Origin of the sequence: Bacteroides neonati (assembly GCF_000499785.1) — a bacterium.
In the GTDB taxonomy this organism is placed as follows: Bacteria; Bacteroidota; Bacteroidia; order Bacteroidales; family Bacteroidaceae; genus Bacteroides; species Bacteroides neonati.
Genome location: NZ_HG726023.1, coordinates 533745 through 545992 on the forward strand (window position 1 = coordinate 533745; position 12248 = coordinate 545992).

Sequence of the window (12248 nt, forward strand, 5' to 3'; positions counted from 1 at the left end):
CCAATGTGAAGCCGATTGCAAAGAACATGATACCGATAAATGCTAAAGGTAAAGCAACGCTTTTTTGTCATGGTATTATTTTTCTGATATCTATAAAAATACCTCTTGCAGTAGATGGGCTTCATCTTTGCAAGAGGCTGTATTTCGAAATGATTAATCGATGATATCGAAACCGCAGTAAGGTACCAATGCTTTTGGAATTCGAATACCTTCGGGTGTCTGGTTATTTTCAAGCAATGCGGCCACAATACGTGGCAAGGCCAAAGCGGAGCCATTTAATGTGTGGCAAAGTTCTGTTTTCTTATCTGCATTGCGATAACGACATTTCAGGCGATTGGCTTGATACGTATCAAAGTTCGATACGGAACTAACCTCCAACCAGCGTTTCTGTGCTTCCGAATATACTTCAAAGTCAAAACAAAGTGCTGCTGTAAAGCTCATATCGCCACCACATAAGCGGAGAATACGATAGGGGAGTTCCAGCTTCTGCAACAGACCCTCTACATGGTTCAACATTTCTTGATGCGACTCACGAGAGTGTTCGGGTTTGTCAATGCGAACTAGCTCTACTTTGGCAAATTCGTGTAAGCGATTGAGCCCTCGTACATCTTTACCATAAGAACCTGCTTCGCGACGGAAGCACTGTGTGTAGGCACAGTTCTTAATTGGCAATTGTTTTTCGTCGAGTATAACATCCCGGTAAATGTTGGTCACAGGAACTTCTGCCGTCGGTATTAAATAGAGATCATCTACTTCACAATGATACATCTGTCCTTCTTTGTCGGGAAGTTGACCGGTTCCGTATCCTGATGCCGTATTGACCACTGTCGGAGGCATGATTTCGAGATAACCCGATTTGCGTGCTTCGTCCAAGAAGAAATTGATAAGTGCACGCTGAAGCTGAGCGCCTTTACCTTTGTATACCGGAAAACCGGCACCGGCGATCTTAACGCCCAAATCAAAATCGACCAGATCGTATTTTTGTGTGAGCTCCCAGTGAGGAAGAGCATCTGTAGGCAATTCGGTTTCCATTCCGCCCATCTTTGCAACAATATTGTCTTCTGCACAGACTCCTTCGGGCACCTCTTCGTATGGTATGTTGGGGATTGTGTAAAGCAGATTCAGCAATTCGGTAGAAGCATTGCTCATCGCTTCATCGAATACTTTGTTGGCTTCTTTGAGTTCGGCAACACGAGCCCGGGCAGTTTCGGCTTCCTCTTTCTTGCCTTCTTTCATTAGTTGTCCGATGGTTTTCGAAAGCGAGTTTACCTCTGCCAGGTTCTTGTCTAATTCATTTTGTGCATTACGTCTTTTGTCGTTGACTTCGATTACTTGTGCAATCGTTTCGGGCGCACCTTTGAAGCGCTTCTTTTCCAGACCGCGGAGCACCGCGTCTGTGTTTTCTGTAATCTGTTTAATGGTAAGCATATCTATGACTTTTAATGAACTTATCAGTTTAAGAGCACAAAGATACAAATAAAAATGATTGAAGGTAAAATAAGGCTTATTATAAATAATAGGATAAGCCTATTTGCAAAGAAGGTAGAAATAAATTTATTCTGCTCCTTGATTGCAGTGTATTATTTAACGAAGAATACTTATTTCTTGGCTTTATGGGAGCATATATAGCACCTGCTTCTATTTTTGCTCCCCAGTACTTGGCAAAAGCATATTCGTATCCGATATTGAGGTTGATACAAATTCCAGAGTATTCGGCTTTATATGCGTCACTTAGTTTAAACTGAGTATCGCTTATGTATCGCAAATAGCCAATACCAAAGTCAATTAATCCAAAGCAGTTAGCAAATGCTGTCTCTCTCTTTATGAAAGAAATTTGGGGGGCAACATAGGTTATTCTTGTGTTTTCTTTTGCTTGAATAAGCTGATTAGATAAATAGTGATTTTTATGGTGTGTGAAGTCGTAAAAGTAAACTCCATATCCAATGACTTTTTTCTGAGAATAGCTCATGAGCCTGAAAGAGTAAGAAAGTCCGCTAGTACTTTTGTTATCGGCATCTTCCCAGATAGACTCCCCTTTATTAGAGGCACTTGGGCTGAATCCGATACCGGCGTGAAGGATGAGTATTTGCTTCTTTGCTGTACTATCTTCAGAAAAAGGAAGTGGTTGTGCCAGAATGTAGCAGCTGTAAGTAAGTAAGCCCAAGAACGAGATTACTTGCTTACAGTGACTGATGTATTCTGTTATTCTACAGTTGTCCATAGAGAGTAGCTGTTTTCTGCAATTGATAATATCGATTTTAAGTAATCCGCTTTTTCTGAACTGATTGATAAATCGTCAATTTGTTTGTTTATCTGTATGCTAAAAGATCTTACTTTTTCTTTATCGTCTATATTCCCAATGTATGGTATCGACTCTTTTAATGGCTGTTGCAACTGAGGATACTGCGGCGGATACAAGTGTAAGCCTTTAATCTAAATTAGATCTTCTTCCCCATGAGTATCCACAGGCATCTGAATATAGGACAGATAATAATCGCTTGAAAAATCGAGGTCTTCTTGTTTGAGGCTGGTAGTGTTCTTTGTTGAGCCTTTTTGTTTGCAATGTTAATGTTTGGGTTTTAGCATTGTCATTACAATGGATTTCATTAGTGATAACAGGGGGTTCATCTCGAGTAATACATGCACTCAATAAGACTACACATATCAAAATTGATAATAAGGTTTTCATATAGAGATTTATATTTGGGCTATATGCAAATATATATTAAATAATGTTTTATTGGATGCTGCTTATTTTATTTTAGCTTTATTTAACCCCGTTTGGCAAAAAAAGAAAGGAGATGTAATCACACGTGATTACATCTCCTTCTTTTTTGTATTTGTTTAGAAACTTATGCTTCTGTGCTTTCGAGTGGAATAATAGAGCAAGAGCGTTTGTCGCCTTTACCTACTTTGAAGCTTACTGTTCCGTCTACTAATGCGAAAAGAGTATGGTCTTTACCCATTCCCATGTTTTCACCTGGGTGGAATTCTGTACCTCTCTGGCGGATGATGATGTTGCCTGCTTTGCAAACTTCGCCACCAAATATCTTTACGCCTAATCTTTTGCTATGAGATTCACGGCCGTTCTTAGAACTACCAACTCCTTTTTTATGTGCCATTTCTTTTTACTTTTTAATTGATTAAGCTACTACTTCTGTGATTGTTACTTCTGTAAATTGCTGACGGTGACCGTTGCGTTTTCTGTAACCTTTTCTTCTTTTCTTGTGGAAAACGATTACTTTGTCACCTTTTACAAGGTTAGAAACGATTTGGCAAACGACTTTAGCACCTTCTACTGTAGGAGCACCTACGGTGATTGTTCCGTCTTTGTCTACTAAAAGAACTTTGTCGAATTCTACTGTTGCACCATTCTCAGCATCTTGGATGTGGTGAACAAACATTTTCTTTCCGGCTTCAGCTTTGAACTGTTGGCCATTGATTTCTACAATTGCGTACATTTGTTATGTATAGTAATGTAAGTTAGCTCCGTCGGGTGGTCTTTAATCACTTAGAGAACACTTGGTTGAACCCGGTGCGGAATAATCAGGGCACAAAAGTAGTGCATTTATTCGTTAAGAGCAAATATTTCTTTCTTTTTTTCAGAAAAGAATGCTCTCTTACAAGGAAATACGTATGACGCAAATAGTTCCAGATGTAGAGGTAAGTTGCACCATCGCTATTTTAATACTCCTGTAAGATTATCGACAATTTTCTTGTGAGGATACGCTTTCAGCTCTTTATCGGTTGTAATTCCGTTGGTCACTCCGACAAAATCAATATTTGCTGCGGCGGCAGTTTCCGCATCGACAGTGCTATCGCCTATATAGAGTGTCTTTGACGGAGTGGCCTGCAATTGCTCTATGGCTAGCAACAGTCCTTCGGGATGTGGCTTGTGGCGACTTACATCTTCTCCGCCTATAATCAAGTCGAACCACTCCTCTGCCTGACTCTCTTTGAGGTAGCTCACAATCATGTGGCGATACTTCGTTGAAATAATCCCGATACGTACTCCTTGCTTTTTAAGCTCGGTGAGTGTTGTTATGGTCTCGGGAAAAAAGAACGTATTTTTGTTCATGTATTTGGCCGATTCGATCGAGTACTCTTTTCGCCAGGCAGCCAGTGTTTCGGGGTCTTTGACACCTGTTAGGATAGAAAAAGAGTCTTCGAGTGTTTTGCCAATAGTCCGTTTAATCGCCTCGTCTGATACATCGGTATATTGATGCCGATCGAGTACGATCCGGAAGCAAGTAACGATACCTTTCGAAGAGTCTGCCAATGTATAGTCGAAGTCAAATAAATATGTCGTGTACTTCATTCTTGATCTGTTTTAGCTGTAAAAATAACCCTGAATCAGGGCTATTTTACAGCTTCTATTTTATATCCTTGTTGTTCGAGTAAATTGAGTAATCCTTCTTTCCCCGGTAGGTGTAGTGCTCCTACTGCAATAAAGGTCGGAGCCTCTTTCATGATGGTTGGTAGCTTTTTTGCCCAATCTTTATTCCGATGATTAATCATCGCTTCTTTCTCACCGGGTAGCGGATCGCATTCATCTCCTTGCAGTTCTTCCGAAAGTTTATACATGGCATCCAAATCTTGTGCATTATAATAAGCTGTCAGCCTCTTCATCTGATCAATATTTTTGTCGATGTTGTTTAACATGCATAACAACGACTGAGCTTGCCGGGTGAGTGAACTTCCATTGTATAGCAAGTTGAACTGAAACTCGGGAGTCTCCAGGGCTCCTACTTTTTTCCCATTACCGGTTGCCAACGTTTGGAAATATGTATCGAGTTGTTCTTGCGGATTAAAGCCGCCTACGTGTTTCATGTATAGAATCACTATCAGGTTATTGGATAGGAAAGCGGGTTTAACTTTGGGCATCATGGCAATATCGAACATTAAATTCTCTTTGCTGTATTTGTTGATCATGTCATACTCTTCGGGCGTAAAGAGCGATTTGAATGTAGTGTCGCTTGCAATAATCATCGCTTTTTGCATGAGCTGCATGATAGCCGGTTTTTGTACTTCAGACATGAGTAATTCGCCATACACTTGTTTCGTATCGTTCAATGCCTGCTTCATGCCGGCAATGCTGTCTTTAATGCTTAACGGCGATAGGTGATGAGTGCCCATAATATACGAGGGCTGCGTTAAGCCATTGCCCGATACTTTCCACAAAAGCTGTGCTTGCACAGATAGTGTTGCACAGATCAATAATAATAGTCCGAGAATCTTTTTCATCCTGATTGGGTGTTTTTAATGAGATGATTTTTCGTGTATATAGCTTATTCCACGTTGAAGTAATCTTCCAGTTCTTTCTCAGCCGAGTTGTCCTCGTTGTTGATATCGCGAATGATAACGCCATGTTCGAGCAAGGCAATGCGCGGACAGATGTCGACCGTGTGATTGAGGTTATGACTCGAGATGATAACCGTTGCATTATGTTCCTCGTTATACCTCTTTAAAAGGTGTTTAATGATTGATTGCGAACTGGGGTCCAGAAAGTTGAACGGTTCATCGAGTATTAGCAACTGCGGATAATGCAACATGGCCGAGATAATACCGATCTTCTGTTTGTTTCCTGCTGAGAAGTTGCGGATGTATTTCTTCTGCCCCATCACTTCATCACCCATCAAACGTTCGAAAGGAAGCAAGCGTTCGTCTACCTCTTCTTTTTTCAAACCATACATTTTACCGATAAAGTAGAAGTACTCCTCCGGAGTGAGGTAGTCAATCAAAAAGCCATCATCGATAAAGGCGCCGGTGATTGTTTTCCAATCTTCGCTTTGGCTTACGTCAATATGATTGATTGTAACATTGCCTGCATCGGCTTTTAATAGATCCAGCATTAAACGAAAGAGGGTTGTTTTTCCTGCTCCATTGTTTCCTACCAATCCCACCATATCGCCTTGATGGATGGTGTAGTTCTCTATATGAACGGCTTGTTTATCGCCAAAGTTCTTTTGAAGTTGGTTGATTGTAATCATGTATAATAAACGGATTAATGGTTAATGATGAATGAATAAGTTTGCACTTTAGTCACTCTTATTCGCGGCTGTCTCTGAAGCCTTCCATGTTTTTGTAGCGTCGTTTCATGAAGCGGTTGTATACGTTGGTTATCCATATACGCGAAGTCGCTATAAACCCGATGCCGATAACGAGAAGTATGTATAGACTTACTGTTTCATTAAAAATCGACTTTAAGACGAAATACAGCAAAATCGGTAGTCCCAGCGTGGCGAAGCTAACCAGGTTCTGCAAGCCTGTTCCTGAGTTTTGGCGCACGCCTATTTTGGCATTAAGCGGTACCGTCTTCGTGTTGTAAACCACCAACTGAAACAGCGCGAAATAGATAAATCCGATGCTGAATATCGCCCATGATACGGCCATCAATATGGCTATTTTCCCCATCACAATAGCGGGTATCATCAGTACGAGAGGAATCAGCATACCTATGCTGTAGAGATAATATTTGGCTCTCAATAGGCTGAGAATTGACTCTTTGCGACTCATCAGTCCGTCTATGTAATTGCCTTCGTAGCTCATTACGGTAGATAGGAAAAGGAGACCAAAAATGGCGAAATTGTAGATTGCAATAAAGTTGGTCATGAATACGCCGTCGTAAATATCCGAGAAGCTCAGTACTAAACTGAACCCCACTGTTACGAGAAGCACCATGCGCAAGCCGTGTTTACACGTTTTGTTGCGCAATAGGAGTTTAAGTTCTAACCGCATATATTCGCCTACTTCGCCGTATTTATCGAGAAACTTATACTCCGACAGATGTTTCACCTTTGTGTCTTCGGTTTTGTTTAGCTCCGAATAGGCCAATGCCGACATGATTTTACGGTTGATTACCCACATTACTAATATGGCCAGCAAGGTACCTCCAAAGAACAGTAGGTTTCCTTCAATGTATCCTTCGCCCAGATTAACGAAAAAATCGCCTAACAGGCTCTCTTTAGGAATAAAAATCGCTGCTGCTATGCCTCCATAGACTACTATCGGTAAAATGATCCACCAAATGCGCTCGCTTATCAGGGTGCGACAAAGTAAAAACCAGTAGTTGTTGAAAACCATGAGTAGCCAAATACCGATGCTATAGCTCACTACCCCCATTATGCCGAAGTATTTAGGAAGGGTGATGATTGCAAACGGAACGAATAAGAAAAGCCAGAATAGATTAAAGGTATCCAGTCCCGAGCGGATGAGCAGGAAATCAATGATTTTATTCCGCTTAACCGGTAGCAGGAGGTAAGGTTTTACCTCCTGCGTCGGTGTTTTTTGAAACGGAAAACGCATGATAAAGTCGATAGCCAGAACAAAAATCAACCCACTATTCAATAGGTGATACGGTTCCATGCTTTCGGTGTCGAGGGCAAATGCAAAGGTCATACCGAAGAAGACCAGATAACCTGCCCAAAATATCGACATGGCAATCATTAAATACTTGCCGAAGCGGTTTTTGTCATACATTGGATGCCGCTTGGCAGCCAATTTGCCATGTTTGCGTAATTCGTTAAAGAGCATCATTTTGTCTCAGGGCTTGTCATGGTCACTTCCACTTCGTTCTTTTGCTTGAGCAGGTCTGCTGCAAACTTCTGTATATCCTTGGCAGTGACACTATTGATTGTTGTCTCATAATTTTTGGTAATATCCATACCCGTGAGTAAGTATTCGTCGATAGCCTTGAGCCAGTAGCTGTTCTCTTTCACGTTTTCGGTATATTTCTTGAGCATGTATTCTTTTACTTTGCTTAGGTTGGCTTCCGATGGTCCGGATATTCCCAACTTATCAGCTTCGGCAAAGATGATTTTCATCAACTCGGCTTTCTTGCTAGGAGCTGTATCAAATATAATCTGCACGTAAGCATTCTCTTTCGGATAACGGGTGATATCGCCACCTACATATACGCCATAGGTTCCACCGGCTTCTTCACGAACTTTCTCCGTATAAACAAGGTCTAAAATCTGGCTTGTCATATCCATCAGGATGCTGTTCTTTAAATCATATTTACACGTGCCGTTATACAACACAAGTACCGATGTTTTGGGAGTCTCCTGTTGCTTGATGAACTCGTTCTTATAGATACCTTTGCGCATATCCATCTTATTGTCCTTGAATGTTTCCTTGCGGTTGATGGCAGGTAGTGCACCCAGGTATTCGGCAATCAGTGCTTTGTCCTTGGCCGTATCTACGTTGCCTACAAAGATGAAGGTAAAGTCGCTTGCATCTTTGAAGCGGTCTTGATACATCGACATTATCTTGTCATAATCAATCTTATCGACCATATCAGCCTTTAAGCGGATTGCTCTGGGGTGTTTGTTGTAGATTGCAGCTTGAATAGAGTCGCTAAAGGCAACCATCGGGTTGAGTTCTTGATTTTGTAAACTGGCTTTCGCACGGTTTTTGTACGAAGTAAATGCATCTACATCCTTTCGTGGTGCGGTAAATGTGAGGTAAGTCAGTTGCAGCAAGGTTTCGAAATCTTTGGGCGAACAGCTACCGTTTACGGCTTCTGTCAGGTTTCCTATACCGGCTTTTACGCTGGCTTTTTTGCCGGCGAGTACTTTCTCAAGATCTACTTTGCTAAAGTTGCCCAAACCACCTACACCAATCACATCGTTCAACTCTTTGATGTTGATGATTTCCGAGTCGGGGAATAGCGAGCTACCGCCCAGACTAACACCCTTCATTTGTATCTCATCGGCTTTGAAGTCGGTCTTTTTAAGAATTACTTTCACACCGTTTGATAAAGTCAACTCGGTTGTACCAAACTGTTTGTTCTCTTTTTCTGATACGATTTTTCCACCCTTAGGCTTTTCGGCCATCAATGGTTCGGTCGATACTTTGTCTACATAAGCAGTTAGTTTTTCGCTTTTCACTTCTTTGATCGTGTTCAGAATCGCTTCTTTCGACGGGATGACCATGCCTTCTTTTTCGGGGGCAAGAATGGCAACAACCAAGTTGCTGTCTGTAACTAGCTCTTGCATCATCTGGTTAAGTGCTGCTACGGGGATGGCAGGAGCTACTTGGTTGATGATTGCATACTCATTCTCAATTCCCGGAATCGGTTCTTTGTCGAGGAAGTGACGAACATATTCGTTGATATATTCTTCGTTTTTACGTTTGTCGCGTTCGTTGTAGGCCGACTCCAATTGGCGCAGGTACTCTGCACGAGCGCGGGTATATTCCGATTCGGTAAAGCCAAACTGACGGGCACGTTCTGTTTCGCGCAATAAACTTGCGATACCGCTATCCACCGCTCCTTCTTTACAAACAACGATACCGGTAAAGGCATCCTTCGTTTTGGCTACAAAGAAATCCGAGTCATAGGCTCCTGCATAGATAAAGGGAGGGTTTGCAGTTTGGGCTAGTTCGCTCAGGCGAGCATTGAGCATATTGCTTATCAATGTAGTCGCATAGTTTTGAACGAGGTAACCCATATTGTTCTTTTGGTCGGTGGGAGTGGCTTCGTGCTTGTTGAATACCAGAACTTGGATGTGCGGTTGCTCTTTGTCTTTTTCAATGATGACAATGGGCTCTTTATTATCATTAACCGGATAATACTCACGTTTGGCTGCATTGGGCTGTGCAGGAATGTCGGCAAATATCTTTTTGATTTGAGCCTCTATATCATCAACGTTGATATCACCTACTACCACAATACCTTGCAAGTCGGGGCGATACCATTTTTCGTAATAGTCTTTCAGTGTTTGATACTTGAAGTTCATCACCACATCCATTGTTCCGATAGGAAAGCAGGTAGCATACTTTGTACCTTCGTACATCTGTGGCAATAACTTTTCCTGCAAACGTTGCATGGCACTCATGCGGGTACGCCACTCTTCGTTGATAACCCCACGCTCTTTATCGATTTCTTTGGGGTCGAGCAACAAATCGTTCGACCAGTCATGCAAAATCAGTAAACAAGAATCGATTGCTCCCGGTGTTTGTACCGGAACGTTCGAGATATTATAGACTGTTTCGTCGATAGCGGTATATGCATTGAGGTTCTCACCAAATTTAACACCGATCTTTGCCAGATAAGATGTCAGAGAGTTGCCCGGGAAGTGGGTTGTTCCATTAAAACACATATGTTCCAGAAAGTGAGCCAATCCACGTTGATTAGCCTCTTCTTGAATGGAACCTACCTTTTGTGCGATATAAAAATCAGCACGGTTGGCCGGAAGTGCATTTTTGCGAATGTAATACGTCAATCCGTTATCGAGTTGCCCGATACGTACGTTCGGATCGACTGGGATAGGAGGTAGCTGCTGTTGGGCCATTGCTTGTTGAAAGCTGCAACAAATCATTGTTGCAGCTAAAAATAAACCGCGGAATAAATGTTTCATTTTCGTTTTATTTTAAAAGTTATTCGTTCAATGCTACATCAGTCGGAGGAAAGAAGTGAAAAATCACAAACCGGCATAAATATTTAATGATCAGTTCGTCTTACTTGACGGCCTGCCTGATGCGAACTAGCTTTGTCAGTAGTTCTTCCAATAAATCGAGCTTCAGCATATTGGCTCCATCGCTTTTGGCTATAGCCGGATTTTCGTGTGTTTCGATAAATAAACCATCGGCTCCAACTGCTATACCCGCTTTGGCAACAGTCTCGATCAGTTGAGGCATACCACCTGTTACACCGCTTGTTTGGTTGGGTTGTTGCAGCGAATGTGTTACGTCGAGTATCACCGGGAAACCAAATGTTTGCATTTCGGGGATACCGCGATAATCTACAATCAGATCCTGATAGCCGAAGGTCGTTCCACGTTCGGTAATCATTACCTGTTTATTTCCTGCTTCTACTACCTTGTCGGCTGCAAAGCGCATGGCTTGTGGAGAAAGGAACTGGCCTTTTTTGATGTTGACCACCTTGTCTGTTTGTGCGGCGGCTACCAGCAAGTCGGTCTGTCGGCAAAGGAAAGCCGGGATTTGTAGAATATCGACATAAGCCGCAGCCATTTCTGCCTCTTCGGCCGTATGAATATCGGTTACGGTAGGTACTCCGAATGTATCGTGTACTTTCTTCAATATTTTCAAGGCTTGTTCGTCTCCAATGCCGGTGAAAGAATCGAGGCGTGAACGGTTTGCCTTGCGGTAAGACCCTTTAAATACATACGGTATTTGCAAACGTTCGGTAATACCGATTACGCGTTCGGCAATACGCATAGCCATCTCTTCTCCTTCTATCACGCACGGACCGGCAAGCAGAAAGAAGTTTCCGGCCGGGTTGTTTTTAAGTTCTATCATAAATTGTTTATTAATTCGGTATAATCAATGTAATTTTCTCGGGCAGGATACCTATCTCGAGTGGGAAATGTTTGGGCAATATTCTACCATCCAGATCGACGGCTGCATTTTTGGCGCGTAGCACCTTTACCTTTTTGGTGCGGTAGCTTTTCACGACCTTATGATTCAGTATACGCCCTTGTATGAGCATCCACAACCCCGACATGGTTTGTAAGAGTTCGGGACGATAGATAACCGATACATCGAGCCAGCCATTGTAAGGCACAGCACTCGGTGTTTGTCCGTAGCCACAAGCACTACCTACACATACGGTCATGATGCGTCCGCGAATGTGTTCATCGTTAATTCGCAGGTGCATACGATACAAGCTTCGCTCAAAAACCAACAGGAAGAACGCGGCCAGATAGGAGAGGTATTTTACTCCCCAGAAACGTTTGGTCTGATCGGTGATTTTCACAATACGGGCTCCCAGCCCGATATTGATCGCGTTGAGGAAATATCGCTTCTGGTGCTCGGTACCATCAAAGAAACTGCAATAGCCTACATCGATTTTTTTGCGGCGGTTGTTTATAATCCAGTCTACGGCCTGCTTGTATTCCATATCGAGTTCCCAGAATTTGGCAAAATCATTGCCGATACCGTTGGGAATGATACCGATGGCGATGTTCTCTTTTTGTTCGGCATTCGAGTTCATAATGCCGTTGATCGCATCATTGAGTGCTCCATCACCACCTACTACAACGATGATGCGATATCCATTGTTGGCCAGGATGCCGGCAAGTCGTTCTACCGACCCAAAACCTTCGGACTGCACATAGTCATAAGACACCCCTTTGGTATCCATGTACTCTTTTATCTCTTTCCACCGTTTCTGCACTTTTCGTGTTCCGGCTTTCGGGTTATAAATGACACCCCATTTTCCTGGTTCTACACTCATATTCTTTATCTTTTCCCTGTATGTTCTGTTTTCGATCTTTCCTTGTGTTCGT

The 12248-nt window shown here is 42.4% G+C and carries 11 protein-coding genes; all 11 read right to left on the minus strand.

What is annotated here, in order from left to right; all coding sequences use genetic code 11:
* Positions 1-153: 153 nt before the first annotated feature.
* Entirely contained in the window at positions 154-1428 is a 1275-nt protein-coding gene (gene serS / locus TY03_RS14840) for a serine--tRNA ligase (protein WP_042371290.1), read from the minus strand.
* 79 nt (positions 1429-1507) lie between these two features.
* Entirely contained in the window at positions 1508-2221 is a 714-nt protein-coding gene (locus tag TY03_RS14845; RefSeq protein ID WP_042371292.1) for a hypothetical protein, read from the minus strand.
* A 631-nt stretch (positions 2222-2852) separates the two neighbouring features.
* Positions 2853-3122, minus strand: a complete 270-nt coding sequence (gene rpmA, locus TY03_RS14850) for a 50S ribosomal protein L27 (RefSeq protein WP_042371294.1) — start codon at positions 3120-3122, stop codon at positions 2853-2855.
* Between the two features lie 21 nt (positions 3123-3143).
* Entirely contained in the window at positions 3144-3461 is a 318-nt protein-coding gene (rplU, locus tag TY03_RS14855; protein ID WP_042371296.1) for a 50S ribosomal protein L21, read from the minus strand.
* Positions 3462-3679: 218 nt separating this feature from the next.
* Entirely contained in the window at positions 3680-4318 is a 639-nt protein-coding gene (locus TY03_RS14860) for an HAD-IA family hydrolase (protein WP_042371298.1), read from the minus strand.
* A gap of 41 nt (positions 4319-4359) precedes the next feature.
* On the minus strand, positions 4360-5244 hold the full coding sequence (locus tag TY03_RS14865) for a TraB/GumN family protein (RefSeq protein ID WP_042371299.1): 885 nt from the start codon (positions 5242-5244) through the stop codon (positions 4360-4362).
* A gap of 44 nt (positions 5245-5288) precedes the next feature.
* Entirely contained in the window at positions 5289-5990 is a 702-nt protein-coding gene (locus TY03_RS14870) for an ABC transporter ATP-binding protein (protein ID WP_042371301.1), read from the minus strand.
* A 58-nt stretch (positions 5991-6048) separates the two neighbouring features.
* Positions 6049-7536 (minus strand): DUF5687 family protein, encoded by a 1488-nt coding sequence (locus tag TY03_RS14875; protein WP_042371303.1) that lies wholly within the window; start codon positions 7534-7536, stop codon positions 6049-6051.
* Complete coding sequence (locus TY03_RS14880) at positions 7533-10358, minus strand: M16 family metallopeptidase (RefSeq protein ID WP_042371305.1); 2826 nt, start codon at positions 10356-10358, stop codon at positions 7533-7535. The genes TY03_RS14875 and TY03_RS14880 overlap by 4 nt, the downstream gene beginning before the upstream one ends.
* A gap of 100 nt (positions 10359-10458) precedes the next feature.
* Entirely contained in the window at positions 10459-11259 is an 801-nt protein-coding gene (gene kdsA, locus TY03_RS14885; protein ID WP_042371307.1) for a 3-deoxy-8-phosphooctulonate synthase, read from the minus strand.
* A 10-nt stretch (positions 11260-11269) separates the two neighbouring features.
* The gene (locus TY03_RS14890) at positions 11270-12196 is read right to left on the minus strand and encodes a diacylglycerol/lipid kinase family protein (RefSeq protein ID WP_042371440.1); all 927 of its coding nucleotides are present in this window, start codon (positions 12194-12196) and stop codon (positions 11270-11272) included.
* Positions 12197-12248: the final 52 nt, after the last annotated feature.

Excerpts from the sequence above, each read along its gene's own strand:
- kdsA (WP_042371307.1), bottom strand. The coding sequence starts at position 11,259 with ATGATAGAACTTAAAAACAACCCGGCCGGAAACTTCTTTCTGCTTGCC.
- serS (WP_042371290.1), bottom strand. The coding sequence starts at position 1,428 with ATGCTTACCATTAAACAGATTACAGAAAACACAGACGCGGTGCTCCGC.
- TY03_RS14890 (WP_042371440.1), bottom strand. The coding sequence starts at position 12,196 with ATGAGTGTAGAACCAGGAAAATGGGGTGTCATTTATAACCCGAAAGCC.
- TY03_RS14875 (WP_042371303.1), bottom strand. The coding sequence starts at position 7,536 with ATGATGCTCTTTAACGAATTACGCAAACATGGCAAATTGGCTGCCAAG.
- TY03_RS14865 (WP_042371299.1), bottom strand. The coding sequence starts at position 5,244 with ATGAAAAAGATTCTCGGACTATTATTATTGATCTGTGCAACACTATCT.
- TY03_RS14860 (WP_042371298.1), bottom strand. The coding sequence starts at position 4,318 with ATGAAGTACACGACATATTTATTTGACTTCGACTATACATTGGCAGAC.
- TY03_RS14870 (WP_042371301.1), bottom strand. The coding sequence starts at position 5,990 with ATGATTACAATCAACCAACTTCAAAAGAACTTTGGCGATAAACAAGCC.
- TY03_RS14845 (WP_042371292.1), bottom strand. The coding sequence starts at position 2,221 with ATGGACAACTGTAGAATAACAGAATACATCAGTCACTGTAAGCAAGTA.
- rpmA (WP_042371294.1), bottom strand. The coding sequence starts at position 3,122 with ATGGCACATAAAAAAGGAGTTGGTAGTTCTAAGAACGGCCGTGAATCT.
- TY03_RS14880 (WP_042371305.1), bottom strand. The coding sequence starts at position 10,358 with ATGAAACATTTATTCCGCGGTTTATTTTTAGCTGCAACAATGATTTGT.
- rplU (WP_042371296.1), bottom strand. The coding sequence starts at position 3,461 with ATGTACGCAATTGTAGAAATCAATGGCCAACAGTTCAAAGCTGAAGCC.